The sequence below is a fragment of the Methanoculleus sp. UBA374 genome (assembly GCA_002508705.1).
In the GTDB taxonomy this organism is placed as follows: domain Archaea; phylum Halobacteriota; class Methanomicrobia; order Methanomicrobiales; family Methanoculleaceae; genus Methanoculleus; species Methanoculleus palmolei.
Genome location: DAYL01000034.1, coordinates 61,603 through 87,760, shown reverse-complemented (window position 1 = coordinate 87,760; position 26,158 = coordinate 61,603). Strand labels below are relative to the sequence as shown.

The 26,158-nt window shown below is 59.4% G+C and carries 29 protein-coding genes and 1 tRNA gene; 20 read left to right on the top strand and 10 right to left on the bottom strand.

Annotated elements, in window-relative coordinates:
• The first annotated feature begins 34 nt into the window (after positions 1–34).
• The 5 genes from ilvE to BRA42_RS14575 all read left to right on the top strand — a co-directional run bounded on the left by ilvE (position 35) and on the right by BRA42_RS14575 (position 4,033).
• A complete protein-coding gene (gene ilvE, locus BRA42_RS13735; RefSeq protein WP_292410140.1) occupies positions 35–904 on the top strand; it encodes a branched-chain-amino-acid transaminase in 870 nt (289 codons plus the stop codon).
• A 154-nt stretch (positions 905–1,058) separates the two neighbouring features.
• Positions 1,059–2,252 carry a nitrogenase component 1 gene (locus tag BRA42_RS13730; RefSeq protein ID WP_292410142.1) on the top strand — a complete coding sequence of 398 codons (1,194 nt, stop codon included), beginning with the start codon at positions 1,059–1,061 and terminating at the stop codon, positions 2,250–2,252.
• A 118-nt stretch (positions 2,253–2,370) separates the two neighbouring features.
• Positions 2,371–2,443 (top strand) — tRNA-Glu (locus BRA42_RS13725).
• Positions 2,444–2,849: 406 nt separating this feature from the next.
• On the top strand, positions 2,850–3,680 hold the full coding sequence (locus BRA42_RS13720; RefSeq protein ID WP_342770872.1) for a CPBP family intramembrane glutamic endopeptidase: 831 nt from the start codon (positions 2,850–2,852) through the stop codon (positions 3,678–3,680).
• A gap of 80 nt (positions 3,681–3,760) precedes the next feature.
• Positions 3,761–4,033, top strand: a complete 273-nt coding sequence (locus BRA42_RS14575; protein ID WP_394339251.1) for a DUF3368 domain-containing protein — start codon at positions 3,761–3,763, stop codon at positions 4,031–4,033.
• Here the strand turns inward: BRA42_RS14575 and BRA42_RS13715 are convergent.
• Positions 3,918–4,463, bottom strand: a complete 546-nt coding sequence (locus tag BRA42_RS13715; protein ID WP_292410146.1) for a MarR family winged helix-turn-helix transcriptional regulator — start codon at positions 4,461–4,463, stop codon at positions 3,918–3,920. The two genes, BRA42_RS14575 and BRA42_RS13715, sit on opposite strands and share 116 nt — an antisense overlap.
• A gap of 409 nt (positions 4,464–4,872) precedes the next feature.
• On the opposite strand from BRA42_RS13715, the gene BRA42_RS13710 reads away from it, so the two are divergent.
• The gene (locus BRA42_RS13710) at positions 4,873–5,160 is read left to right on the top strand and encodes a hypothetical protein (protein ID WP_292410148.1); all 288 of its coding nucleotides are present in this window, start codon (positions 4,873–4,875) and stop codon (positions 5,158–5,160) included.
• A 648-nt stretch (positions 5,161–5,808) separates the two neighbouring features.
• On the opposite strand, the gene BRA42_RS13705 is transcribed toward BRA42_RS13710, so the two are convergent.
• On the bottom strand, positions 5,809–6,201 hold the full coding sequence (locus tag BRA42_RS13705; protein ID WP_342770871.1) for a hypothetical protein: 393 nt from the start codon (positions 6,199–6,201) through the stop codon (positions 5,809–5,811).
• 1 nt (position 6,202) lies between these two features.
• On the opposite strand from BRA42_RS13705, the gene BRA42_RS13700 reads away from it, so the two are divergent.
• Positions 6,203–7,084 (top strand): TolB family protein, encoded by an 882-nt coding sequence (locus BRA42_RS13700; protein ID WP_292410152.1) that lies wholly within the window; start codon positions 6,203–6,205, stop codon positions 7,082–7,084.
• Between the two features lie 554 nt (positions 7,085–7,638).
• On the opposite strand, the gene BRA42_RS13695 is transcribed toward BRA42_RS13700, so the two are convergent.
• Both BRA42_RS13695 and ilvB read right to left on the bottom strand, forming a co-directional pair.
• A complete protein-coding gene (locus BRA42_RS13695) occupies positions 7,639–8,091 on the bottom strand; it encodes a phosphate-starvation-inducible PsiE family protein (protein WP_292410154.1) in 453 nt (150 codons plus the stop codon).
• A gap of 275 nt (positions 8,092–8,366) precedes the next feature.
• Positions 8,367–10,043, bottom strand: a complete 1,677-nt coding sequence (gene ilvB, locus BRA42_RS13690) for a biosynthetic-type acetolactate synthase large subunit (protein WP_342771319.1) — start codon at positions 10,041–10,043, stop codon at positions 8,367–8,369.
• 593 nt (positions 10,044–10,636) lie between these two features.
• Here ilvB and nifH point away from each other — a divergent pair.
• From nifH to BRA42_RS13630, 12 genes are all read left to right on the top strand, one after another.
• Positions 10,637–11,458 (top strand): nitrogenase iron protein, encoded by an 822-nt coding sequence (gene nifH / locus BRA42_RS13685; protein ID WP_342685978.1) that lies wholly within the window; start codon positions 10,637–10,639, stop codon positions 11,456–11,458.
• Between the two features lie 23 nt (positions 11,459–11,481).
• On the top strand, positions 11,482–11,808 hold the full coding sequence (locus tag BRA42_RS13680) for a P-II family nitrogen regulator (RefSeq protein ID WP_292410158.1): 327 nt from the start codon (positions 11,482–11,484) through the stop codon (positions 11,806–11,808).
• Positions 11,809–11,825: 17 nt separating this feature from the next.
• Positions 11,826–12,245: a P-II family nitrogen regulator gene (locus tag BRA42_RS13675; RefSeq protein WP_292410159.1), complete on the top strand. Its 420-nt coding sequence runs from the start codon at positions 11,826–11,828 to the stop codon at positions 12,243–12,245.
• Between the two features lie 21 nt (positions 12,246–12,266).
• The gene (nifD, locus tag BRA42_RS13670) at positions 12,267–13,871 is read left to right on the top strand and encodes a nitrogenase molybdenum-iron protein alpha chain (RefSeq protein WP_342770868.1); all 1,605 of its coding nucleotides are present in this window, start codon (positions 12,267–12,269) and stop codon (positions 13,869–13,871) included.
• 16 nt (positions 13,872–13,887) lie between these two features.
• Entirely contained in the window at positions 13,888–15,264 is a 1,377-nt protein-coding gene (locus BRA42_RS13665; protein ID WP_342771306.1) for a nitrogenase component 1, read from the top strand.
• 15 nt (positions 15,265–15,279) lie between these two features.
• A complete protein-coding gene (gene nifE / locus BRA42_RS13660; protein ID WP_342771305.1) occupies positions 15,280–16,671 on the top strand; it encodes a nitrogenase iron-molybdenum cofactor biosynthesis protein NifE in 1,392 nt (463 codons plus the stop codon).
• Positions 16,668–18,065: a nitrogenase component 1 gene (locus BRA42_RS13655; protein WP_292410168.1), complete on the top strand. Its 1,398-nt coding sequence runs from the start codon at positions 16,668–16,670 to the stop codon at positions 18,063–18,065. The genes nifE and BRA42_RS13655 overlap by 4 nt, the downstream gene beginning before the upstream one ends.
• Positions 18,052–18,360, top strand: coding sequence for a 2Fe-2S ferredoxin (locus BRA42_RS13650; RefSeq protein WP_292410170.1), 309 nt, complete (start codon positions 18,052–18,054; stop codon positions 18,358–18,360). The genes BRA42_RS13655 and BRA42_RS13650 overlap by 14 nt, the downstream gene beginning before the upstream one ends.
• A 45-nt stretch (positions 18,361–18,405) precedes the next feature.
• Positions 18,406–19,014 carry a Fe-only nitrogenase accessory AnfO family protein gene (locus BRA42_RS13645; RefSeq protein ID WP_342771304.1) on the top strand — a complete coding sequence of 203 codons (609 nt, stop codon included), beginning with the start codon at positions 18,406–18,408 and terminating at the stop codon, positions 19,012–19,014.
• 78 nt (positions 19,015–19,092) lie between these two features.
• Positions 19,093–19,914, top strand: a complete 822-nt coding sequence (gene modA, locus BRA42_RS13640) for a molybdate ABC transporter substrate-binding protein (RefSeq protein WP_292410174.1) — start codon at positions 19,093–19,095, stop codon at positions 19,912–19,914.
• The gene (locus BRA42_RS13635; RefSeq protein WP_292410176.1) at positions 19,892–20,707 is read left to right on the top strand and encodes an ABC transporter permease; all 816 of its coding nucleotides are present in this window, start codon (positions 19,892–19,894) and stop codon (positions 20,705–20,707) included. Before modA ends, BRA42_RS13635 begins: the two co-directional genes overlap by 23 nt.
• On the top strand, positions 20,707–21,438 hold the full coding sequence (locus tag BRA42_RS13630) for an ABC transporter ATP-binding protein (RefSeq protein WP_342770892.1): 732 nt from the start codon (positions 20,707–20,709) through the stop codon (positions 21,436–21,438). Before BRA42_RS13635 ends, BRA42_RS13630 begins: the two co-directional genes overlap by 1 nt.
• Positions 21,439–21,469: 31 nt before the next feature.
• Here BRA42_RS13630 and BRA42_RS13625 read toward each other — a convergent pair whose 3' ends face one another.
• From BRA42_RS13625 to BRA42_RS13600, 6 genes are all read right to left on the bottom strand, one after another.
• Positions 21,470–21,880 (bottom strand): HEPN domain-containing protein, encoded by a 411-nt coding sequence (locus BRA42_RS13625; RefSeq protein WP_292410180.1) that lies wholly within the window; start codon positions 21,878–21,880, stop codon positions 21,470–21,472.
• Entirely contained in the window at positions 21,873–22,439 is a 567-nt protein-coding gene (locus BRA42_RS13620) for a nucleotidyltransferase domain-containing protein (protein ID WP_292410182.1), read from the bottom strand. Before BRA42_RS13620 ends, BRA42_RS13625 begins: the two co-directional genes overlap by 8 nt.
• Before the next feature lie 71 nt (positions 22,440–22,510).
• Positions 22,511–22,927, bottom strand: coding sequence for a DUF86 domain-containing protein (locus tag BRA42_RS13615; RefSeq protein WP_292410184.1), 417 nt, complete (start codon positions 22,925–22,927; stop codon positions 22,511–22,513).
• Positions 22,887–23,258, bottom strand: a complete 372-nt coding sequence (mntA, locus tag BRA42_RS13610; RefSeq protein ID WP_292410186.1) for a type VII toxin-antitoxin system MntA family adenylyltransferase antitoxin — start codon at positions 23,256–23,258, stop codon at positions 22,887–22,889. The genes BRA42_RS13615 and mntA overlap by 41 nt, the downstream gene beginning before the upstream one ends.
• Positions 23,259–23,399: 141 nt before the next feature.
• The gene (locus BRA42_RS13605; RefSeq protein ID WP_342770891.1) at positions 23,400–24,200 is read right to left on the bottom strand and encodes a sulfite exporter TauE/SafE family protein; all 801 of its coding nucleotides are present in this window, start codon (positions 24,198–24,200) and stop codon (positions 23,400–23,402) included.
• 177 nt (positions 24,201–24,377) lie between these two features.
• Entirely contained in the window at positions 24,378–25,556 is a 1,179-nt protein-coding gene (locus BRA42_RS13600; RefSeq protein ID WP_292410188.1) for a pyridoxal phosphate-dependent aminotransferase, read from the bottom strand.
• A 227-nt stretch (positions 25,557–25,783) separates the two neighbouring features.
• Between BRA42_RS13600 and BRA42_RS13595 the strand changes: the two genes are divergently transcribed.
• Positions 25,784–26,152: an ArsR/SmtB family transcription factor gene (locus tag BRA42_RS13595; protein ID WP_292410189.1), complete on the top strand. Its 369-nt coding sequence runs from the start codon at positions 25,784–25,786 to the stop codon at positions 26,150–26,152.
• Positions 26,153–26,158: the final 6 nt, after the last annotated feature.

The following is a 26,158-nucleotide window of genomic DNA, read 5'->3' as shown; positions in this document are numbered from 1 at the left end:
AAACATACAAACGAACCGGGACCACACGTATTGCATGATAATCTACCTTGACGGTAAATATGTCCCCGAGGAAGAGGCGAAGGTCTCGGTCTTCGACCACGGCCTCCTCTACGGCGACGGCGTTTTCGAAGGGATACGCGCCTACAACGGGAGGGTTTTCCGTCTCGACGAACATCTCGCACGGCTTTACGACTCGGCAAAGACGATCGACCTTGCCGTCGCGATCACGAAGGAGGAGATGGCCGAAGCGATCAAGGAGACATTGCGGCGAAATAACTTAAAAGACGCCTACATCCGCCCGATCGTGACGCGGGGCAGGGGCGACCTCGGCCTTGACCCCCGAAAATGCCCGAAACCGACCGTCATCGTCATCGCCGTCACGTGGGGCGCCATGTACGGCGACCTCTACGAGAAGGGCCTTCGGGCGATCTGCGTCTCGGTCCGGCGCACTCCGCCGGAATCGATGCCGCCGAACGTCAAGAGCCTCAATTACTTAAACAACATCCTCGCAAAGATCGAGGCGAACCACATGGGTGTGGACGAGGCGATCTTCTTCGACACCCAGGGTCATATTGCCGAGGGATCGGGGGACAACCTCTTCCTCGTCAAGAACGGCGTCCTCATCACCCCGCCGACATTAAACAACCTGCGCGGCGTCACCCGTCTGGTCGTGCTGGAGATCGCGGCGTCGATGGGGCTTACCGTCATCGAGCGGAACCTCGGCTACTTCGATCTCTATGCGGCCGACGAGGTCTTCGTCACCGGGACCGCGGCGGAGATCGGGCCGATCCGTGAGATCGACGGCCGCGTCATCGGGAACGGGAAACCCGGTCCCGTCACCCGGCAGTTGATGGCGGCCTTCAAGACCGTCACCCAGAAGGAAGGGACCCCGGTCTACGAGTGAGGGGAAAGGGTCTTTCAGAAAGATCCTTTTTTCTAACCGTTTGCTGATCTCACGGGCGCCTCGCATGTATATGTAGTATGCAGAACAAGACAGGGGTAACCGTTCCGCCCCGTGCAAGATCAGAGCCGGGCCAAATCGATGAAGGATGGTTACGATGACCACCAGGGCAGTGAAGATCCCCCGGGCGACGTGCAAGCTCTTCGGCGCAATAAAGGCGCTCGCAACCATCAAACGGTGTGCCGTGCTCGTCCACGGGCCGAAGGGCTGCGTCTACCATATCAACTACATCCTCGGGATGCGGGGCGACCGCCCGTCCGAGATCTACTCGACGTGCCTTGACGAGCACGACGTCATCTTCGGCGCCGAGGAGAAACTCAAAGAAGCCATCGAAGAACTCGATGCGAAGCTGCGGCCCGATCTCATCGCGGTCCTTTCCTGCTGCGTCTCAAGCATCATCGGCGAGGACATCGCCGCCGCGGTGAAAGCCGCCTCGACCGACGCACGGGTCGTCGGGATCGAAGCCGGGGGATTCGAGGGCGACTTCCGGACAGGCTACAGCGAGACCCTCTGTCGGCTCGTCGAGGAGTTCGTCTGTGAACCGTGCGGGGCAAACGAGCGGTCCGTCAACCTGATAGGCCTTCTCCGAGGCGGACCGGACCTGCGGGAGCTCGTGCGCATCCTCGACCTCATCGGCGTCCGGGTCAACGCGGCGCTCACCGCCGACGCAACGGTCGAAGAGATCGAGCGCCTGGGTTCTGCGGCGCTCAACATCGTCGTCTGCGAACCGGCGGGGAAGGAGGCCGCAGAGGTGCTCGAACAGGTCTGCGGTACCCCGTTCATCGTCGCCGACATCCCTGTCGGGCACGCCGCCACCGTCCGGTTCCTGGACCATATCGCCGAATCCCTCGGGCTTCCGCACTACGCGGGGCACGACCCCGACACCGACGGCGCCTGCCGCGAGGTCCTCGCCGGCCGGCGAGTGGCGATCGTCAGCGGGCCGACGCGGGCAATCTCCATGACTCTCTTCCTCGCAGGTCTCGGCCTTGCACCGTCTCTCATCGTCGTGGACTTCGATTCGGACACCCTGGACCGGCTGAAGGACCTGGCCGGCCCGGAGTGCGAGATCCTGATCGAGCCGGAGCAGGAGGAGATCCGGGAGAGGCTCAAGACCTGCCGGATCGACCTGGTCTTCGGCGGCATGCTCGAGAAGCCCCTTGCCGCATCCCTCGGGATCGAGCACCTGGACATGATGCACGGCAGCCAGAGGACGCTCGGGTTTGCCGGCACGGAGCACCTCGTCGCGGCGCTCACGAAGCAAAAGCCCCGCCGCCCCGGCGGATGCGGGTAAGGTGGACGACGGCGCGTACACACCCCGGGGAATGGCAGGCCGTCATCGAATCCGCCCGGCTCCCCCGGCACAACTTTTTTATCTCCCGGCATCGAAGTTGTATGGCAACATCGTGCATGCTGCTATAGTGTAGAGGCCAATCATGTCGGCCTTTCACGCCGACGACAGGGGTTCGAATCCCCTTAGCAGCATCTGTTTTCAGGCTCAAATTTGTCTCTAAAAGGTTTTATATCCCTGTTCCGACCCCCCTTGCATGGGAGTGTGCATAGCACCAACCCAAACAGACAGAGAGTTCATCACATCGATAGAACCTACGCCAGCACACCGTCCGGGGAAGCCCTGGCCAGAGACATACTCGCGACGACGCCGACCTCATCAACGAGTTCGTGACGGGACTCCAAGCATCGCACGGGATCACCCTGAGCAAGGGGTTGAGGCGTTCAAGAAGAGTACTCCTCGATATAAATGCTGTGAGCACTTGTTCCTGGGATGATTCACGTGGCATGCAGTGTCATGATCGGGAGAATACTAGGATGACTTCATAGAAAGAAGGAAAAAGGAGCTTTTTTTATATGATCAAACTGGTTTCACCCACCGATGAGACTGCAAGCCCCGAACAACAGCACATCAAAAAGGTCACCATTTCTATTTTTTATATTGGTTTACGCTCTTTCTATTCCACTTTGGGTGCTTAATGTCATTTACCCGGTGAATCTTTCTGTGGATAATCTTCCCGTGACAGACATTGTGGCCACTTTTACCCCGATGATAGCGGCATCCATCCTTGTGTACCGGGAAGAGAAACTTTCAGGGGTAAAGAATCTGTTGAAAAGAGCCTTCGATTATAAGAGGATCACGAAAAAAGTCTGGTATGTTCCCATCATTTTCTTGATGCCGTTTATCTACGTTCTGACCTACGTGACAATGCGTCTCGTCGGGCTGCCGGTCCCAACTGTTTGGAACCCGCCCCTATTTACACCGCTCCTCTTTATTGCGTACTTTTTTGCCGCTGCAGGTGAAGAGCTTGGCTATACGGGATATGTCACCGATCCTATGCAAGCCCGATACACCGCACTGACAGCCAGCCTCATCATTGGGTTGATTCATGCGGTATGGCATTTCCCGTCGGAGATTGCAATTGGCCAGACCCTGGGACTGATTATATGGGGAGGAGTTATGCTGGCCGTTAGTTTCCGGATTCTGACTGTCTGGCTCTATAACAACACTGAAAAAAGCGTCTTTGCAGCCATACTCTTTCATGCCGTGACCAATACCGGAAGGAGCATATTTCCCGGTAGTCGTTCAGCTTTCGAACTGTATGACGGGGTTATCGGCTATGGGCTCATTGCCATCACGGCTGTGATCGTGGTGTTTTTATGGGGATCAAAGACGTTGGCGCGATTCAGGTATGCCCATAGAGCAGATTAGGCGGGCTAGAACGACTCTTCCGATCGGTTCGCCGGGCATTTGGCGGAAGTTTGAAATTGGAAGAATTAACATAAACCGGCATTATCGGACTGCTGTTCCGGGCAAAGTACGAAGGGCAGGCCTCCTCGCTTGCAGAGGAGATGGACCGGCTAAGAGAACAGGGTAATTTCCGGATCCACGATGCCCTCTACAGGCGTGTTCTTAAAGTGGAGAAGGAAAAGGACCTGATCCGCCTGGTTAAACCAACCCGGGCTGTTTCGCTCTGCTTCTCCACGAAGCCCGACCTCGTCTCTCTCTGGTTGCTTTCCAGGGTTTATACGACTTTGAGGCACCTCTTAACACCAACTCATTAGGTTGTCCCACGTATTCCCGCCGTATTCCTGTATATTTTCGTGCCCCTATGCCAATGGTCGATCCCGCCATACCCCCAACACGCAACTCCCGAGGCGCCCGCCCCTCTGGGATGGCAACATCGTTCAGCACCTCAAACAGCCGCAGCCCTATATCGGTCGGCTCGTAGAACACCTTCCGTTTATCCACGAAATCCTCGAACTTGGCTATCTTTCGTGCTACAAGCCCGCCGTCGACGAGACCTTTCAGAACCGGACCGATCGTGTTCGGATTCGCCTTGAACTCCTCTTTTATCTCGCTGAAGTACTTCCTGCCTTCAAGTACCAGGGCTATGTACACGGCCCACCGCAGGTCGTTATTCAGCTCCATCACGGCAACCCTAGCTTCATAGGGGATCTCATTCAGGAATTTTTCGACGACTGCCTGCTCCATACCTCACCTCAACATAGATATCGATTACATATGGCTAACGAATATTAACCCTATCGCCAACATTAGTTAGTATTATGTAACTAATTGTTATAATATCGAGATGATAATACTTTCTTAATGGCACCTCCGAGGGGACACTCAACCAGACAGAACGCAGCTCGCATTCGTTTTGAAAGAATGAAGCGAGAACTTCCCATCGGCATTTATGGCTCGTTCTACCAGGAGAGAAAGAGTGACCTGCTCAGACTGAGGGATGCCCTCAGACAGCGTGGCTACCTCAACGCGTGCATATCGGAAGACTTAGACGACAGACTACAAAGGTTACGAAACCCACAAGACCCCTTATATGATCGTCGCTTGAGCATACAACTGATCGACCTTGAGTGTGGCTCATATCTTCGTCCTTGCAATGCCTAGAGATGACGAACCGGCCAACCTGATACAGTCCGTCTCGATGGAACTGGAACGGCTCACCACCCTCATGGATTATGGAATAAAAGATCGTCAGGATATCATGCTCCTTGTCCAGGACGGGCTTACCGACTGCATCGCCGGGAGTGCCGGGAACGTATTCAAGGGATTGATTGCCGAGAAAGAGCATGACTGGGATATCGAATACTATACGCAAATAAGTGCCACCTTCAAACCAACACTTAACTTCTGTTATCGGTGTATTGAAAAACGGTGGGACCTATAACAAACACACCTCGGAATGAACAGAAAGACGGGATTCACTCGATCTGAACTCCCTGAAAGGCTTGAATTCCTTGCTTGTACAGCACTGCCAAGTGCCAGCGTATCAAGGTATGCAGCAGCTCTCTCACTTACTCCCATGTCCTTTCTCATCTCCGTATCGATAGCCGATCCCGCCACACCCCAACTCGCGACCCCGGAGGCATCCGCCCCTCAGGAATGACGACATCGTTCAGCACCCCTGCCGGACAGAACCACTCTCCCGCCGCCGCTTCCCAAATCGGGAATCGCACGAAATTCACCACAGCCGCCGCAGGCATCTATATATACTCCGTCCCCAATCCCGCCGCGGCGTGCGATCATTGTACCGCAGATATCTTCCCCGCGATCGTCTACAGGAGGATCCACCCCATTTGAGAACAGGCAGAGAGGGGTGCACAGACCCGGGCGCAAGGAAGAGAGGACAACATATGCGGGATCGTGATCGCATGCAACAGGGCTCTCCCCCTGAGAACGAGACGGAGAAACGACAACAGTCAAGGAAGGTGAAACATATGAGAGTGATAACGTTCGGGGTGACGGCCGCGATCCTCGTCATCGTCGTCTGCGCGATGGGACTTGTCTCAGCAATGCCACTCCCCATACAGCCGGATCAACCGCCGGAAGTCCAGATTCCGCCGACACCGACGCCGACGGCCGTGCCCACCCGCCCGCCGATAATCGGGCCGCCGATAGTGGTAGAACCGCCGATAGCCGAGCCCCCCCCGGTGACAACGGTGACACCGACTCCAACGGCAACACCCAACCAGACACCGACGCAGACCGCGACGCCAAATGCAACGGTAACGGCAACATCCAACCAGACACCGACGGCGACGCCGACACAAACCGCAACGCCCACACCAGCACAGACATCGCCCCCGACAGCCCTGCCCCAGCGTCCGTCACCGCCGACAATCACACCTCCGCAGTCACCGACGACACAGCCCCTGCAGAGCGTCCCGACAGGTGCCGCAACACAGGTATCGAGCGGTCCGGCGGACAAGATGTTCCCCGCAATATCCGGAGACAACATCCTCTGGGTTCTCAACGATTCGCAAAACGAATCGCTCTCGGTGGAACTCTACAGCATCTCCTCAGAGAATACCTCGACCATATCCAACGCCACATCGGTTCCTCTCGGCGTGCCGCACCAACTTGCCATCGCTGAAAGCAACGCGGTCTGGTCGGGGCAAGACCCCGGGACAGGAGACATCAGCATTTACCTCTACGACATCTCTTCGGGCGGGCTGCAGCAGGTGACGGATGAAAGCGGCGGGACGCAACTGGACCCGGGTGCCTCGCAGGGCTACATCATCTGGACGAACCTTACGACCGGGTCGAGCGACGTGTACCTCTATGCGATTGCAAACGAGAGCACCATACCCGTGGTCACCGATAACTCCTACCAGATGGAGACGGCCATCGGCGGGAATACAACGGCCTGGGCGGATAACGCAACCGAGAGTGGAGATTTCAACATCGTAGTGGCGCCTGTCGGGGAATCTGAAGGAACCTCCCTAGGCGGTTCCGGTGACGACCGCTACCCGGACGTATCGAGCGACGGCCGGTACGTCGCCTGGATCGGCTTCCTCGGCAACCGGAGCGCCGTGTATCTCTACGACGTGGAAGAAGACAACACGACGGAGATTACCGGAGAGTCGGATCTACCGGACTCCGTTGCGGTCGACGGCAACCTCGTGGTCTACTCGGACCTGCGGAGCGGAAACCACGACATCTACATGTATAACATCACCACCGGAATGGAATCGCCGGTTACGCAGGACCAGTACGATCAATCTTACCCGGACGTCTCCAACGGCGAGATCGTCTGGATGGGCAACAACACCGGCCGGTGGGAGGTCTACCGTGTCTCAGCCGGCGGGTAACGGAAGCGGGGCATAATGCCCGCGAGTTCGGCATCCACCGCGGCATGGACGCAACCCCGGGATGCGGCACCGCCGGGCTCGACCTTCGGGCTGCAGAACAGAGCAGGAACCGCAACAGAGCAAAGAGAACCGTATCGACCACGCAGGACCCTGCACACTGTGGCATGTCTGCTCGCCGCAGTGCATTCCACCCTTTTTACGAGAGGTATCCTGAGACAGAAAATCCGGGAGAAATCCCATAAATACCCGTAATATCGGCGGCTATGATACCCTTTCAGCTCCCTACGGCGGCACCTGATCCTGTGCCTCGTCGCCGAACGGCGCGGCATCCATGGCGGTGATACTACCATTTGCATCCATCCACACAAACCATGGACCTCCGTCTCCATCGTCGACCCGGGAGTCCGGTGGATCTGGCCGTAGAAGTCCGGGTTCAAGAACCCGATGGCCGCGAGCTGCATCGGCCCATATTGATAACGAAACACCAGAGCATGCACTCTCTGTAGGGAAAAAGAGAGAGAACCAGTCAAACCGCGAACGCCAGAGAAGCCGGATCACTGCTTTTCCCGGCCCTCAGATGAGGGCGCAGGATAGCGCGGCGAGAGAAAACTCGGCAGTCCTGCCTGGCGTATGAAGTAATACCCGCCGCAGAGAGCGATGATAATCAGCCCGATACCGATGAGCTCGCCCGCAGTTGCCGTACCGAGGAGGATAACTTTCCTTGCAATAGCAATGATCGCAACGAGAATGATGGTCTCGACGTGGAACTCTCTCCGATTCAGGTACGCCTTTATCGTCTCCAGAAGTTCCAGACCGATGAGAATCAGAAGAAAATGCCCGAGGAGATCGAACAGGTCCAGACTATCGAATCTGTAGAGAGTGTCGTCGAACAGTCCCTCAACCACCAGCCAGCCCAGTTCGAGGAGGGCAAAGAATAACAGCAGCATCAGGAATATGATAAGCACAATGTAGACGGTGTGCTCAAACCGTTCGACGAAACGGTACATATATAGTTTATCCTCCAGATCGGCATAAAAATCTGTCGAGATTTCGCTGTTTCTGCCTCGGGGATCGTTGCTGGCGCCTCATCTCCCGTTCTCGCCCTGGCGGCCGGATCATTACCCCGAGCACCGAAATGACGCCGGACCCAGAATGGCCGCCCACCCAGATAGCGCGGGAGGCAAAGGGGGATCAACTTCTTTCGGTTCATCCGCTCAGGCTCGCCTGGCGGCATGCCCCGCCGGGGAAAAAAGATGGGCAATCTTCCCCGGTGTCCTCCGGCTTAGCCCGCACCCGGATCGATCATCGCGTCGATCGCCGCACCGGGGGGAACCATGGGAAAGACGTTCTCCTCCCGCTCGATCCTGAAATCGATAAGGTATGGGCCGGCATGATCGAGTGCGTTCGATAACGCATCCCTCACGTCCTCATCGGCCTCGACCGTCTCGCCCTCGATGCCGTAAGCCCGGGCAACTCCGACGAAATCCAGGGGAGGCAGGGCGGTGCAGGCATACCGACGGTCGTAGAAGAGTTCCTGCCACTGACGGACCATGCCGAGGTACCGGTTGTTCAGGACCAGGATCTTGAGGGGGATGTTGTACTGGGCGATCGTCCCGAACTCCTGGATATTCATCTGGAGACTGCCGTCCCCCGCGATGACACAGACCGTCTCATCCGGGCGGGCGAAGTGCGCCCCCATAGCCGCGGGAAGGCCGTAGCCCATCGTCCCGAGCCCACCGGACGAGATCCATGCCCGGGGCCGCTTGAAACAGTAGTGTTGCGCCGTCCACATCTGGTTCTGGCCCACCTCGCTTGCGATGATGCCGGCTCCGTCCGGGAGCGAACAGAGGGCCCGAACGATCCGTTGCGGGCGAAGACCGCCTTCTAGCGGGCAGCGGAGGGGGTGCTCCGCCTTCACCTGTGAGACTCTCTTGACCCAGGCATCGCGCTCCTTCCTCTTCTGCATGAGCCCGAGCATCTCCGCCAGGATGGCCTTCGCATCGCCGACGACGGGGATATCGACCGGTTTGTTCTTTCCGATCTCCGCCGGATCGATATCGATGTGCACGACCGTGGCGCCGGGGGCGAAGGTCTCGATCCGCCCGGTAACCCGATCGTCGAACCGCACGCCGACGGCAAGCAGGAGGTCGCACTCCGTGATCGCGGCATTCGCGTATCTCGTTCCGTGCATCCCGGGCATGCCGAGGTTGAGCGGGTGGTCCCCGGGAATGAGCCCAAGCCCCATCAGGGTTGTCGTCACCGGGATGAGCATGGTCTCCGCGAGCGCGACGACCTCCGGGGCCGCCCCGGAGGCCACCACCCCGCCCCCGGCGTAGATGACCGGCCGCTCGGCCGCTGCGAGGGCGGCGACGGCCTTCTCGATCTGCATCCGGTGCCCCCGGAGGACCGGGCGATAGCCCTTTCTCACGACCGGTTGCCGGTGTCCGCCGTCGTATTCGATCCGGCTCTCAAGCACATCCCGCGGGAGATCGATAAGGACCGGGCCGCACCTCCCCGTCCGGCTGATATAGAAGGCTTCACGGACGATTGGCGCGAGGTCTTCCGTTCGTTTGACGAGGTAGTTCTGCTTGGTGATCGGGGTGGTGATACCGGTGATGTCGGCCTCCTGGAAAGCGTCGTTCCCGATGGATGTCGTCGGGACCTGCCCGGTCAGCGCAACCATGGGCACCGAGTCCATGTACGCCGTCGCGATCCCCGTGACGAGGTTGCAGGCCCCCGGGCCGGACGTTGCGAGACAGACCCCGGTCCTGCCGCTCGCGCGCGCGTAACCGTCGGCGGCGTGCGCTGCCGCCTGCTCGTGCCTTACCAGAATGTGCCGGATCTCCGAGCAGTAGAGTTCATCGTAGACGGAGAGGACCGTCGCACCGGGGTACCCGAAGATGGTCGTCACCCCCTGTTCCGCGAGCCCTTCGAGCAGGATGCCCGCACCTGACTGCATCATGCGGCCACCCGGAAGGAGAGACCAGACGGTTCGGCAAAACGTCCGCAATCAGAAGGCGAGACTGTGCAAAGAACCGCAGAATAGTCGTTTGAGCGTTCGCTTTTCAGCCGATCAGAGTCGGACTGTTCACAAATCCTTCCCGCCGTATGCCGTTCGGCATGAGTACAGCGGCTGTACAAAACGATCCGTCATGGTTGTCCACCACGCTATGGTGTTTGCTCTCCAGCGATATGAATGGATCGGGAACGGTTCGCAGACGATGAACCCTTCCCGTGCGAGCACAGGCCCCCTTTCACCGGGCCGGGACCGGAAGTACCGCGACGCGAAGGGCGATTTCCCCATCACGTTCTCTCACGGCAGCCGTTCCGATCACTTCGGCTCTCCGCGCATCAGGTTGTGTTTTCGCCGTCGGTCACAGGGGCCGGACAATGCCTGCGGAATAGCATCCCCTGCTGCCGTTGCCCAGATGCGCAGGGCTCCGCCCCCCCTATATTAAAAATATTTATATAATGAAGGAAGGAATGTTCCTTCCATAAATTATAAATAGTTGTATGCAGACAATTCAGGTGGCAACGAAAGAGGAAAACACCATGAGACAAGTGGCAATCTATGGAAAAGGCGGTATCGGCAAATCGACGACAACGCAGAACACGGTGGCAGCGCTCGCGGAGGCCGGTAAGCACGTGATGGTGGTAGGGTGCGACCCGAAGGCCGACTCTACCCGGCTCCTGCTCCACGGATTGTGCCAGAAGACGGTTCTCGATACCCTCCGGGACGAAGGCGACGACATCGATCTCGAGGAGATCCTCAAATCCGGATTCGGGAACACCCGCTGTGTCGAATCGGGCGGCCCCGAACCCGGGGTCGGCTGCGCCGGCAGGGGGATCATCACGTCCATCAACCTCCTCGAGTCTCTCGGAGCATACACCGACAACCTCGACTACGTCTTCTATGACGTGCTCGGCGACGTCGTCTGCGGCGGTTTCGCCATGCCGATCCGGGAAGGAAAGGCACAGGAGATCTACATCGTTGCCTCGGGCGAACTGATGGCTCTCTATGCCGCAAACAACATCTCCAAAGGCATTCGGAAGTATGCCCAGACCGGCGGCGTCAGGCTCGGCGGCATCATCTGCAACAGCCGAAAAGTGGACAACGAACTCGAACTCCTGCAGGCGTTCGCCAAGGAACTCGGGTCACAGTTGATCTACTTCGTCCCGCGCGACAACCTGGTGCAACGTGCCGAGATCAACAAAAAGACGGTCGTCGACTTCGACCCCGAGTCCAACCAGGCGAACGAGTACCGGAACCTTGCCCGGGCCATCGACAACAACAAGATGTTTGTCATTCCCGAGCCCATGACGCAGGACCGGCTTGAAGAACTAATGATGGAGCACGGGTTCCTGGGCCTGTAACAACCAGACAGAGAGTGAAGCGCATGCAGTTTGTACGAGCGATAGTCAGGCCTGAAAAGAAGGACGAAGTCCTCGAAAACCTGTCGGCAGGAGGATTCAATGCCGCAACGGTCGTCGACGTCGTGGGCCGCGGCAAACAGAAGGGCATCAGGATGGGGGACGTCTACTACGACGAGATCCCCAAAACCCTCATCCTCGTCGCGATAGAGGACGAGGATAGGGACAGGATCGTGGATATAATCCTCAAGACCGCCAGAACCGGCCCTAACGGCAACTTCGGCGACGGGAAGATCTTCATCAGTCCCGTGGAAGAGGCGTACACCGTCTCAAAGGGGACGAAAGGTCTCTGAACCGGAGGTGCCGAACGATGAAAGAGATTATGGCCATCGTGCGGATGAAAAAGACCGGTGCGACGAAACGTGCCCTGATCGAGGCGGGCGTCGCCGGCTTTACCGCCGTCAAAGCAATGGGCAGAGGAAAATTGCTGCCGCATGAGGAGATTAACGTCCCCTGCAAGGAGAAACTCATGGGGATGGCCGCTACCGACGTCATCGAGAGGGAGGAATCCGAAGAACAGGTCGTCGCGTTCCTCGACGACAAAACAATGTTCCCGCGGCGGCTGTTCACCATCCTCGCCTACGACGAGGACGTGCCGCGGATCGTGGACGCAATCATCAAGGCAAACCGCACGGAGCGCGGTGCAGGCGACGGGAAGATCTTCGTGACGCCTGTGGCCGATGCAGTCCGTGTCCGCACGGGCGAATCCGGTGACGCTGCAATCTGGTAAGGACTACAGGAGACAGAAGACATGACGATGACGGACGTAAACGTCGACGATATACTGGCACCGATGCCGGACAAAGTAAAAAAGAACAGGAAAAAACACATCGTCAAAAAGGATGTATCCGCCGGCTCCTGCCCGCAGATCGAGGCAAATACCAGAACGGTTCCCGGGATCATAACGCAGCGCGGATGCTGCTACGCCGGATGCAAGGGCGTGGTCGTCGGACCGATCAAGGATATGCTCACGATCACCCACGGCCCGATCGGGTGCGCGTACTACAGCTGGGGGACACGGCGGAACAAAGCACGGGTCGACGAGAAAACTCCTCCCGAGCAGATCTACTCGACGATGTGCTTCTCGACCGACATGCAGGAGAGCGACATCGTCTTTGGGGGCGAGAAGAAACTTGCGAAGATGATCGACGAGGTCGTGGCGATCTTCCACCCGAGGGCCATCAACATCTGCGCGACGTGTCCGATCGGACTCATCGGCGACGATCTGGCCGCCATTGCAAAAGCGGCGGAGGAGAGGCACGGTATTCCGGTGATCCATTACAACTGCGAGGGCTATAAGGGGGTCAGCCAGTCGGCCGGCCACCACATCGCCAACAACCAGGTTATGGAACGCATCATCGGAACCGGCACCGAGAAACCTGACGGGAAATACGTCCTCAACATACTCGGCGAGTACAACATCGGCGGAGATACCTGGGAGATCGAGAGACTCCTCAACGAGATCGGCTACACGATAGGCTCGACACTCACCGGCGATTCGGCCTATGTAAACATCAAGAACATGCACAAGGCCCACTTAAACCTCGTCCAGTGCCACCGTTCGATCAACTACATCGCCGAGATGATGGAGACGAAGTACGGCATCCCCTGGCTGAAGGTGAACTTCATCGGCATCGATGCGACGATCGACACGCTCCGTGAGATCGCACGGTGCTTCGGCGACGAAGAACTGATCGCAAGGACCGAGCTCGTCATAGAGCGTGAACTCGCCGCGGTCACGCCGGAGATCGAGCGGTACGAGAAGATCTGCAGGGGCAAGACCGCCTTTGTCTTCGTCGGCGGGTCGCGCAGCCATCACTACCAGTTCCTGCTCAGGAATCTCGGCATGGAGGTCATGGTTGCGGGGTACGAGTTCGCTCACCGCGACGACTACGAGGGGCGTGAGGTGATACCGACCATCAAGAGCGATGCGGACTCAAAGAACATCCCCGAGCTCCACCTCGAACCGGACCCCGAGATGTACAGAGCACCCCACCTGCACCTGAACATGTCGAAGGAGAAGTACGACGAACTGGTCGCGTCCGGCATCCTCAACGACTACAAGGGAATGTACCCGGACATGGTGAACGGCGGCATCATGATCGACGACGCCAACCACTTCGAGACCGAAGGGCTGGTCGAGATCTTCAAGCCCGACCTGATCTTCACCGGCATAAAGGACAAGTACGTCACGCACAAGATGGGCCTCCCCTCAAAGCAGATGCACTCGTACGACTACAGCGGTCCGTACACGTGCTTTAAGGGTGCGGTGACCTTTGCAAAGGATATAGCGCACTCGCTCTCCACGCCCGCATGGAAGATGATCACGGCGCCCTGGAAACAGAGCAAAACCTGACAGAGGTGATGAAACAATGCTTGACTGCACACCAAAAGAGCCGCTTCCCGAAGATGCGCACACGACAGGAAAGATCAACCCGGTAAAGACGTGTCAGCCGGTCGGCGCGATGTATGCAGCCCTCGGCATTCACGGCTGTCTCCCGCACAGCCACGGGTCGCAGGGGTGCTGTTCCTACCATCGGATGGTATTGTCCAGACACTTCCACGAGCCCGCGATGGCCTCGACAAGCTCCTTCACCGAAGGGGCGTCCGTATTCGGCGGCGCTGCAAACTTAAAGACCGCGATAAAGAACGTCTTTGCGATCTACGACCCCGAGATCATCGCGGTCCACACCACATGCCTCAGCGAGACCATCGGGGACGACATCCCGACGATCATCAAGCAGTCGGAGATCCCCGAAGGCCGGTACGTCATCCACGCCAACACGCCGAGTTACCACGGCTCGCACATCACCGGCTTTGCGAACATGTGCAAGGGGATCGTCTCCTACCTTGCTGAGTCGGACGGCGGTCCGAAGAAGGAGCAGGCAAACATATTCCCGGGGTTCGTCAACCCCGGGGATATGAGGGAGATAAAAAGGATCGTAACCGAAATGGGCGTCCCCTCGATCATGTATCCCGACACCACGGGCGTGATGGACGCACCGTTGCGGGGCTCCTACGAGATGTACCCCCGGGGCGGCGCGACGATCGAGGCGATCAAGGACTCGGGCAACTCGAAGATGACCTTTTCTCTCGGAGCCTGGTCGTCCGACGAGGCGGCGGCGGCCCTTCAGTCGAAGTGCGGCGTGCCCGGCGTCCCCCTCAGGGTCCCGATCGGGATCAGGGCGACCGACGACCTGATCATGGCGGTGAAGGAGGGGTTCGGGGTCGACGTGCCCGAATCCCTCGAAGTCGAGAGGGGACAGGTCGTCGACACCCTGATCGACACCCACTTCCAGTACGAGGGGAAGAAGGTGGCGCTCTACGGGGACCCGGATGTCCTGATCCCGCTCGCGGAGTTCCTCATCACGATGGGCATGGTCCCGAAGTACGTCGTTACGGGAACGCCGGGCAACAGATTCGAAAAGACCGTCAACGGGATGTTCGAAGAAGCGGGGATAGAAGGAAGCAGGGTCAAGGCCGAAGGGGATCTCTTCGACCTCCACCAGTGGATCAAGGAGGAGCCGGTGGACCTCCTCATCGGCAACACGCACGGCAAGTACCTCGCGCGGGCCGAGGACATCCCCCTGATCAGGGTCGGGTTCCCCGTATTCGACCGGGCCGTGCACCCGCTGATGCCGATCGTCGGTTACCGGGGGTGCCTCCGGCTGATCGAGATGATCAGCAGCGCATTGCTTGAGAGGCGCGACCGCGACTCTCTGGACGAAGACTACGAGTTGATCCTGTAAGATTGGTGAGAAGACATGGAGAACGAATGTTTTGTGCCCGCCGAGCCTGCAGCGTGCATCGATGAACGGCAGTTCTCCATCATGACCACGGGAAAGAACAAAAGCCGGATTCACTGCGCTGACGACAGTCTGGCCGGGGCCGTGAGCCAGCGGGCCTGCGTATACTCCGGGGCGAGGGTGGTCTTAAATCCGGTGACGGATGCGGTCCACCTCGTCCACGGCCCCATCGGGTGTGCGGCGTACACGTGGGATATCCGCGGCAGTCTGTCCAGCGGCTCGGAGATCTTCAGGCAGAGTTTTTCCACCGACTTAAAAGAGAGGGACGTGGTCTTTGGTGGAGAAAAGAAACTTGTCGCCTGTATCGACGAGATCGTCGAGAAGTATCACCCGCCGGCGATGTTCGTCTACGCGACCTGCGTCGTCGGGTTGATCGGCGACGATATCGTCGCCGTCTGCAAGGAGGCATCGGAGAGGCACGGCATCGACGTGATCCCGGTGGAGTCGAGCGGTTTCATATCGGGAAACAAGATCGTCGGCTACCGGGCGGCAGGAGAAGCCCTGCTGAAGTTGATCCGCCCAAAAGATGGGGAAACGGTCGAAAAAACGCGGGAACTCAACTTCCTCGGGGAATACAATCTGGGCGGCGAGAAGTGGCTCGTCGAGCGCTACCTTCGGGAGATAGGCATCGAGATCAACGTGGCCTTCACCGGGGACTCGACCGTCGCAGCCCTGAAGAGAGCGCCCGGAGCATGCCTGAACCTGGTGCAGTGCAGCGGCTCCATGCACTGGGTGGCGATGAGCCTGGAGAAGGAGTACGGCATCCCGTACATCGACGTGAACTTCTTCGGCGCGGAGAACACCGCGGAAAGCCTGCGTAAGATCGCCCGTTTCTACGGAGACGAGGAGGTAGCGCGCCGGACGGAGGCGCTCATCGAGCGCGAGATGAGGAGGGTCAGGCCGGTCATCGAGAAGTACCGGGAGAAACTCGCAGGAAAGCGGGCGGCGATCTACGTGGGCGGCGCTTTCAAGGCGCTCGCCATCATCCGCCAGCTGCAGGAACTCGGCATGGAGGTCATGTTCACCGGCACGCAGACCGGCAAGCAGGAAGACTACGAACGGATCGGCGCCATCGTCAGCGAGGGGACGGTCGTGATCGACGACGCCAACCCCGCCGAGATCGAGAAGTTTCTGCTGGAGAAAGGTGTCGACATGATGGCCGGCGGCGTGAAAGAGCGTTTCCTTGCGCACAAACTGGGCATAGGCTTCGTCGACCACAACCACGACCGCAAAGACGGTCTTGCCGGGTTCGACGGGGCGATCAGGTTCGCCCGCGAGGTCTACGCCACCACCTGCTCCCCGGTCTGGGAGCGGGTGAAGAAGAACCCCTTCGAGGAGGCGGAAGGATGAGCGGGCACGAGGTCACGTCACGGGCAAGACAGGTCAATGAGAACCAGTGCCACATGTGCATGCCCCTTGGCGGCGTCATTGCTCTCCGGGGCGTCGAAGACTCCATCGCACTGGTGCACGGTTCACAGGGGTGCAGCACCTACATGCGCCTTACGAACGTCGAGCACTTCAACGAACCGATAGACATCGCCTCCTCGTCCTTGAACGAGAAGCAGGCGATCTTCGGAGGGGAGGCGAACCTGAGAATCGCGCTGGACAACGTGATCCGGGTCTACCGCCCGAAGGTCATCGGCATCCTGACGAGCTGCCTTGCCGAGACCATGGGCGACGACATCAAGAGGTTCGTCGAGACCTACAAAACGGACCGAGATATCAGGGGCATCGAGATCATCCCCGTCTCCACGCCGAGTTACGGCGGCACGCACACCGAGGGGTTCTGGGCGACGACACGAGCGGTCATCGCCCACTACGCCCGGCCGACCGAACGCCACCAGGGGATCAACATCATCGTCCCCAACATCAGTCCGGCCGACATCAGGGAGATAAAACGCATTCTCGACCTCATGGGACTTGAGTACACACTGCTGCCCGACTACTCCCTGACGCTGGACCGCCCCTTCGGGGGACGGTACAAAAAGATCGCACCGGGCGGCACGCCGACCGCCGCTATCGCACGCATGAGCGGGGCGCGGGCCACCATCCAGTTCGGCCTCACCTGCCCGGACAACCTCTCCCCCGGTCGCTTCCTGGAAGAGCGGTTCGGTGTCCCGCTGATCAACCTCCCGCTCCCCATCGGCCTCGACAGCACGGACCTGTTTATCGGGACCTTGAAGGACCTCAGCGGGCAGTCCGTACCTGACAGCCTCAGGCTCGAGCGGGGATGGCTTTGCGACGCGATGGCCGACGCCCACAAGATCAACGCGGCGGCGCGGCCGGTCATCTACGGCGAACCCGAACTGGTCTATGCCCTGGCAAAACTCTGTCTGGAGAACGGTTCGATCCCCGCCGTCATCGCCAGCGGGACGCAGGAGAGCGATCTATCCGCGTTGCTGCAGCCCCTGCTCGAGGATGCGATGGAAGAAACGCTCGTCTTCGAAGAAGCGGATTTCGTGACGATCGAGGACGCAGCGGTGCGGACGTCGGCGAACCTTGCCGTCGGCCACTCGGGCGGCCGGTACCTGACCGAACGGCAGGGGATCCCCGGACTCAGGGTGGGCTACCCCGTCCACGACCGGGTCGGGGGGCAGAGGATCCTCTCGGTCGGGTACACGGGCACCCTCGCCTTTCTCGACCGATTCACCAACACCCTGCTGGAAGCGAAGTACGGTTCCTACCGCAGACTGCGGAAAGAAGAGTTGCTCAACGAAAGAGGTGTATCCAATGCAAAAGCCTGAACGTCACATCTTCATCTGCACGAGTTCACGCGCAAACGGCCAGCAGAAAGGGTTCTGCCACAGCAAGGACGGCGTGACCGTCATGATGAAGTTCATGGAAGAGATCGAGGACCGTGAACTCGGCGGCGAGGTCTTCATCAACAACACCGGCTGCTTCGGCATCTGCGAGAAGGGGCCGATCGTCGTGGTCTACCCCGATAACGTCTGGTACGGGTCGGTCACGCCCGACGACGTCGAGGAGATCCTGGATGAGCATATCGAGGGCGGCAACGTCGTGGAACGCCTGGTGATCTAGATGTGCAAAAGGTGCGAAGGTCACGGCGGTGTCGGAGAGATCGCAGTGCTCTTGGATGCGGACGGTTTCTCCGGCAGGTTCACCGAACCCGGAAAGGTCGTCGTGTACAGGAGGTGCGGACCCTCCTTTACGGCCGAGCGCGAGATGGAACTCGCATTCAACCGGAGCCGAGGGCTCGCGGAACTGCGATCGAGGATGAGCGAACTCCTCCAGTTCCTCGGCCCCTGCAAGGTCTTCGTCGCGGAGTCTGCGAGCGGCGCCGTCTACTTCGAACTCGAGAAGGCAGGGTGCAGCGTATGGGAGGTCCCCGGCAGACCCGTCGAGTTTCTCGACGGCGTGCTGAAGGGCGAGGAGGAGGCGGAGAGCGCAGCGGCAGCGGAGACCGTGGAGATCCCCGTGCCCGTCGAGGTCTCGCCCGGCAGATTCTTCGTCTCGATCAAGGAGGTCCAGGGAAAGACACCCTTTGTCAGCAGCAAGCAGGTCCTCCAGGAGTTCATCTGCCGGGCCGGTTTCGATGCGCTGGAGGTGGTCTGCGACCACGTGCCCCCCTGGATCGAGGTGGAAGCGCAACGGAGAGGGTATGCCGTGGAGAGCGAGCCGCGCGGGAAGAACGAGGTTTGCGTGAGGCTTTCGAGGAAGACGGCCGCCCGGTGAGGCGCCGTCTCCGAAGCCGCAGTCGGTCCAGGCAACTTCGACGTATACCGATAATCCGGCGTACATTCGAGGCACACGATGAGATCTCATGATACCGTTACACTGCTGGTGCCGCTTCTCCTCATCGCCGCAACGCTCGCCGTCGCAGGATGCACCGGCACCACGCAGCCGACCGCACAGCAGACGACGCTGACGGTCTTTGCCGCGGCATCGCTCACGGGGGCCTTCTCCGAGATCAAAGAGGCCTACACGGCGGAGAACCCGGACGTCGTCGTGGACTTTGTCTTCGACGGCTCCCAGGCGCTCCGCACCCAGATCGAGCAGGGAGCTTTGCCCGACGTCTTCGTCTCGGCGAATGAAAAGCAGATGGAGGCCCTGCAGGAGGGTGGGTTCATGGAGAACGACACGGTCGCGGTCTTCCTCGAGAACTCGCTTGCCGTGATCGTTCCCGCCGAAAACCCGGCGAGTGTCACGAATCTCGCCGGTCTCGCCCGGCCGGGCGTCAGGGTCGTCATCGGAACGAAGGACGTCCCGTTCGGGGCCTACACCAGGCAGGTGCTTGATGCAATGGCGGCCGACCCCGCCTACGGCACGGCGTACCGGGACGCCGTGATGGAAAACGTCGTCTCCGAAGAAACCGCAGTCTCGACGGTGATGCCGAAGCTGACGCTCGGCGAGGCGGACGCGGCGTTTGTCTACAAATCGGACGTCCGGCTCGATGATCGCTCTCGGGTCCGCCAGATCGAGGTTCCGGCGGAGTACAACGTCGTCGCGGAGTACCCGCTCGGAATACTCGCGTCCTCGGAGCAGAGGGCCGAAGCGGCCGCATTCATAGCGTTCGTCCGCGGCCCGACCGGCAGCGCCGTCCTGGAATCCTATGGATTCGACCCCGTTCAATAGGGCCGCAAGGCCCTGGGAGGCCGTCCTCTCCCTCCTTGTCTTCTGCCTCATCGCGGGTTTCCTCCTCTTCGTGACGATCCCGGTAGCCTCGCTCTTCCTGCGGATCACCCCCGAGGCGTTCTTCTGGTCGCTGCAGCAGCCGGTGGTCCTCGACGCCCTCCGGCTCTCCCTTCTCACCGCCTCGGCAAGCACCGCAATCGTCGTCCTCCTGGGGACGCCGCTCTCGTACGTGAACGCAAGGGTGCGCTACCGCGGCCGGGCGATCGTCGACACCCTTACGGACCTTCCGATCGTCCTCCCGCCCGCGGTTGCGGGCATCGCTCTCCTCATGGCCTTCGGCCGCCGGGGCGTCGTCGGGGAGTTCCTCGACGGGTTCGGCATAACCGTCGCGTTCACGACGGTCGCGGTGATCCTCGCACAGGTCTTCGTCGCCTCGCCGTTCTACATCCGGCAGGCGCGGGCGAGTTTCGAGGCGGTCGACCCGCTCTACGAGGACGCGGCCCGGACGCTCGGGGCGTCGAGGCTCGCCGTCCTCCTCCGCGTCTCGATCCCCCTTGCACGGAGCGGGCTCGTATCGGGGGCGATCCTCTCGTTTGCCCGGGCGCTCGGCGAGTTCGGCGCGACGATCATGTTCGCCGGGAACCTCCAGGGCCGGACCCAGACGATGCCGCTTGCGATCTACACGACGATGCAGGGAAACCTCGACGAGGCGATCAGCATCGCGATCGTCCTCGTGGTCATATCGTTCGCCGTGATCCTGACTGTTAAACACACCACCCGGAGGAGTGCCTGATGCTTACCATACATGCCGCAAAACAGTTGCGGGACTTCGAACTCGACGTCTCCCTCTCGGTCGGACCGGGGGAGACCCTCGTCCTGATCGGGGAGAACGGAGCCGGAAAATCGACCGTGCTCAACCTGGCCTCAGGGCTGCTCGTCCCGGACCACGGCGAGATCGCCCTTGCGGGCCGGGTGCTCTACTCGGACCGCCTGCGCCTCGACGTCCCTGTCGAAGACCGGAACATCGGTCACCTCTTCCAGTCCTACGCACTCTTCCCGCACCTCTCGGTCTTCGAGAACGTCGCCTTCGGCCTCCGGTGCCGGAAGGTCCCGGCCGGCGAGATCGCCGCCCGCGTCGCCGGGGAACTCGAACGCATGCACCTCTCCGATCTCGCGGGCGTCAACGTCGGCCGGCTCTCCGGCGGGCAGCGCCAGCGGGTGGCTCTCGCCCGGGCGCTCGCGGTAAAGCCCGGCCTCCTCCTCCTGGACGAGCCGCTCGCCGCGGTCGATGTTCGAGCCCAGGGAGAGATGCGCCGCGAACTCCGGGAAACCATCCGGGCCGCTGACATTCCCTGCATCCTCGTCACCCACGCGCTCCGCGACGCCCTCGAACTCGGCGACCGAACCTGCGTCATGGAAGAGGGGAGAGTCGTCCTCGAGGGGACGCCGGAGGAGGTGCTGGCGTCGGGGGAGAATGAGTTTATCGCGGAGTTCTCGTGTGGATGCAGGAGGTACCGGGAGTAGGGAACGGGGCGGCCGGGGAACGTCGTGAACGTCAACTGAGGAGCGTCTCGACCTTCTGGATCAGAGCCACAGCTGAATTCACCGCAAATTCGGCCTCGGCCCCGGAGATCGTCCCCGCGGCATCATAGACCGAACTGTGCCGTTTGCGACGCATCCTGTCGAAAACGAGAGCATCGTCCTCGTCGATGAAAAGTCCGGCAAACTTCACCACGGAGATATGCTGATTTGCACCGTCAGGGCGATACCCTTTTGCAAACATCAGGGCACGCCCGGCCTGGAGTGCTGCATTATACGCGATGGTATACGCCCAATCACAATCAATCGGGAGAAGTATCCTGGCGGTCTCAATGTCCCGGCGGGCAAGGGCCATTGCGTCGTCCACTTTCTTCCGGTCGGGCGGGAGCCGCTTGATCAACCCCTGCCTCTCAAGATCTTCAAGCATCACAGGTTCCAACGATCATGATCTTTCTCTCGCTCATTACATTCTTTACGAAAGGATCTCCGGTTTCCCGTCGTCGGGCAAACTCGCTGCCCTGCATGAGCGTGTAGTTGATCTCCCGGCTGATTGCACGTTCGCTCGTGTTTACGAGGGGGATCAGTGCCTTCTCATCCACGTCGCCGACGATGAAGAGGTCGATGTCGCTCTTTCCTCCAGCGGTCCCTTTAGCAAACGATCCATAGATGAACATACACTCGATATTCTGCAGGAGCGAGAGGTTCTCCCGGATGACTCGTGCAACTCCCTCCGTCTTGAGCACGAGTCGCTGGAGGTCAGTATAGAGGAAAAAATCACGGTTGACGGTGAAATACTGCTGATTTCCCCTTTTCTTCCCGACCAGAAGCCCGAACGATTCCAGATTCGCAAGCTCGCGGCGCACTCCGGTGATGTTCTCACCGGTCATGCGGACAATTTCGCGAACGTAAAACTCGCTCTCCGGGTTGAGCAGAAACAGGGTGAGGAGTTTCACCCGGACCTTCGAAGGGATGAGCGCCTCAATCATGAATATATAATGTATTCAACAGGATAAAAAATGTATTCGATCGAATACAAAAATATTCTTTTCGATCCTGTTCATGAGCCTCGTCGGGCTCCCACGGAAGACTGGGATGATGGTGGTGGGTGACCAGGTCGCTGGAGGCGACAAAGAGGGATTATCCTGCACGGGTGCGGGGCTGGCATAATTCCATCTTCAACTAAAAGGGCCGATGCAGGACCATCTTCTCCAAGGAGGTTGACGCCGGGCTTTCGGCCTGCAGCAATGTCCCTGTTAAGCAATAGGTGGGTGGGGATCTCCGGGTGCTCTCTACGTAACTCCGGAGAGACCATCTTTGCCGCCTCGCCGATAATGGTCAGCATACGTTCGATCCCGGCGCGTTCCAGCCGGCGGTTCCGAAGATCTTCCGCCGATATGATGTTTTCGGAGAATTCCTCGATGCTTATGATGGCATCAAGGATGTGGTGAAGATACGCGAGGTCCTCCGGCGTCATAGATCACCACAGCATCACGGTATATCGCATCGGCGAGGTAGGGGCTCACGGCGTTTTCGGTGACGAGGTCCACCTTCATGCGGAGAGACCGGGCGAGTTCGTCCTCGATCCGCACAAGCGAGAAAAGGCTCTTTTTGCGGGCGAATCTGACCAGGATGTCGATGTCGCTCGCCGGGCCGGCGGATCCGCGTGCGTAGGAGCCGAAGATCGCGATCCATTCGGCATCGTTTTGGGTGAATTTCGCAACGATTGTCTCCCGTGCTGTCCTGGTTAATCTACGTCCTGCTATTTCACCCGACCGCATCTGTATGCTGGTTAGTATGACGCTCACCCCGTATCAGTCTTTTGAAGAATGAAGCGGCTCCCAGACATGAACGAACGATTACCTCCCGATGAGGCGTCTCTTCAGAGCAGGGTGAAACCAGCCCCGGAATGAACAGACATCCACTTGAAGCAAAATTTATTGCAAACTTCAGATCATCATGAAGATCCCGATCGCTGCGATCAAAAAGCCGAAGACAAGCTGGATTGTCCGGGCCGGTATCCTTGCCGCAACCTGCGCCCCGGCGAACGCCCCGAGCGAGACCCCGATCGCGTACGATACAAAATACTGCAGCGAGTAGTTCCCCTGCACGATATGGGCCAGGGCCCCGGTCGACGAGGTCGCGAAGATGATCGCCATTGAGGTCCCGACCGCGGCGTGGACCGGGAGCCCCCCCGAGATCATGGCGGAGACCATTGCAATCCCCGAAGAAAGGCCGGTTGCCCCGCTCATGGCCCCGGCCACGAGCCCCCATATACCGAGGTGGAGGTAATACATCCTGACCTCCGGGAGTTCCTCGGTATCCGAAGAATACGCCTGGCAGAAGGAAGGGCCCTTCACGATCGCCGGGACGAGGGAGAGGCCGGGAAGGACCATCTGGGCCGCAAGGATCAGCATAACGGCTCCGAAGAGAAGGGTAAGGGTGCCGTCGGAGACGAAACCCGTCAGAAAAGCCCCGATGAGGCTTCCCGCCATGCAGGGGACTGCCGCAACAGCAATCGTCTTCCAGCACAGTCTCCCCTGCCGCCCGTAGACGATGCCCCCCGATAGCGCGGTAAAGGGGGCCACGGCAAGGCTCGTCCCGATTGCAGTCTTCAGGTCAAGGCCGAAGAGGAGCGTGAGGGTCGGGACGGCGAGGAAACCTCCGCCGAGACCGAGGATCGCGGAGACCCCGCCGATACCGGTTGCAATGATGAACGCGAGGATGAGCTGGATCAAAGACGGAATCATTGATTGGTCATCCTGCTCGGCTCCGTCCTTGCAGGCTTAAAAACGGGGAACCCGTTATCCCCCGGTATGACCCCAAAGTCATGCGCCGTGAACGGGGATGAAGCGGGGGCCTCCCGTAGATCCGCCGGGGGCCTTTTGTCCCAGTACGTCTTCTCAGTCATTCAGGACCCACAAAGGTCAATTCAGTTGCTCCAATCTGCGGGTGGCCTCCAGGAGGGTCTCATCCTTCTTTGAGAAGGTGAACCGGACCCGGTTCTCCCCGCCGTCTCGGAAGAACGAACTCCCCGGAACCGCTGCAACACCGACATTCTCGACGAGGTGCCGGGCAAACTCCGTATCGTTCATCCCGAACTCCGAGATGTCGGCGAAGATGTAGTAGGCCCCTTCCGGGAGACGGCACCGGAGACCGGCTTTTGTCAGGCCCGAAAAGAGGATCTTTCGTTTCCGGTCATAGAGAGCCGCAAGGTCCCGGTAATACGAGGGAGGGAGATCCAGCGCTGCAACACAGGCACGCTGGAGGGGAGCCGGGGCTCCCACGGTCAGGAAGTCATGGATCTTCCGGATCCGGGCCGTCAGGTCCCGGTGGGCCAGGGCATACCCGACCCGCCAGCCCGTAACGCTGTAGGTTTTCGAGAAACTCCCGATCGTGACCGTTCGCTCCTCCATCCCGGGAAGCGAGCCGATCGAGATATGCTTGCGCCCGCCATAGAGGATGTGTTCGTAGATCTCGTCCGTGATCGCGACGACATCGTTCTCGACGCAGAGATCGGCAAGGAGCCGCAGCTCCTGCCCGGAAAAGACCTTCCCGGTCGGGTTGTTCGGGGTATTGAGGATGAGGACCCGGGTCTTCTTGGTAAACGCGGATTTCAGGGCCTCCTCGTCGAGAGAGAAATCGGCCTTCAGCCGGATGAACCGGGGTACGGCCCCGGAGATGACGGAATCAGGCCCGTAATTCTCGTAGAACGGCTCGAAGATGACCGCCTCGTCGCCCGGCGAGATCAGGGCAAGGAGGGAGGCCATCATGGCCTCCGTTGAGCCGCACGTCACGGTGATCTCGGTCTCCGGATCGAACTGCATCCGATTGTACGCCTCCACGTTCCGGGAAAGAGCTTCCCGAAGGGACCTGTCCCCCCAGGTGATCGCATACTGGTTCACATCGGCATGAAGCGCCGCACAGGCCGCATCCTTGAGTTCCCGCGGGCACGGAAAATCGGGAAATCCCTGGGCAAGGTTGATGGCGTTATTCGCTATCGCAAGCCGCGTCATCTCACGGATGACCGACTCGGAAAAATGGTCGGCACGGGACCTCCGGGAGGGCTCCATCGCCCCGCAGTCAGTGTATGGTGCAGGAGACAAGCCGCTACACCCCACATCTCTCATACCTTGGCATATTGATCATAAAGAGAAATAGTTCCGGGGAAAGGAGAAAATTTTGCCGCAATCATTCTGAAAGTTCCCTCAAACAACCAATATCACTCGTTATCATCCCGAACGAAAGAACGACCGATGAGATTGCGGGTTGTGGTTCAGCGTATCTGCGGAGAAAGGATATATTTTATACGACCACATATTCAGGTGGTGTAATGAAAGAGTCCCCCTGCGATTTTGATATGTGCGAAGAGGTGTGCGAGCATCCTCAAACGATATGTCAGGCAAAAAAAGAGATGGCGCCGGAGGAAGACATTCAGCATGCGACAGAAATATTCCGGCTTCTGGGCGATGTGACCCGGTTTAAGATATTATACGCTCTCTCTAAGCGCGAGTTGTGTGTCTGCGATATTGCAGCGGTGGTGCAGATGGCGCAATCGGCGGTATCGCATCAGCTCCGTCTTCTGCGCGGGGCCCGCCTGGTCAAGTATCGCAGAGAAGGGACCATGGCCAAGTATTCGCTGAACGACGAGACTATCGCCGTTCTGCTGCAGCATGGGCTCGACCACGTCCGACAAAAATAACAAGAG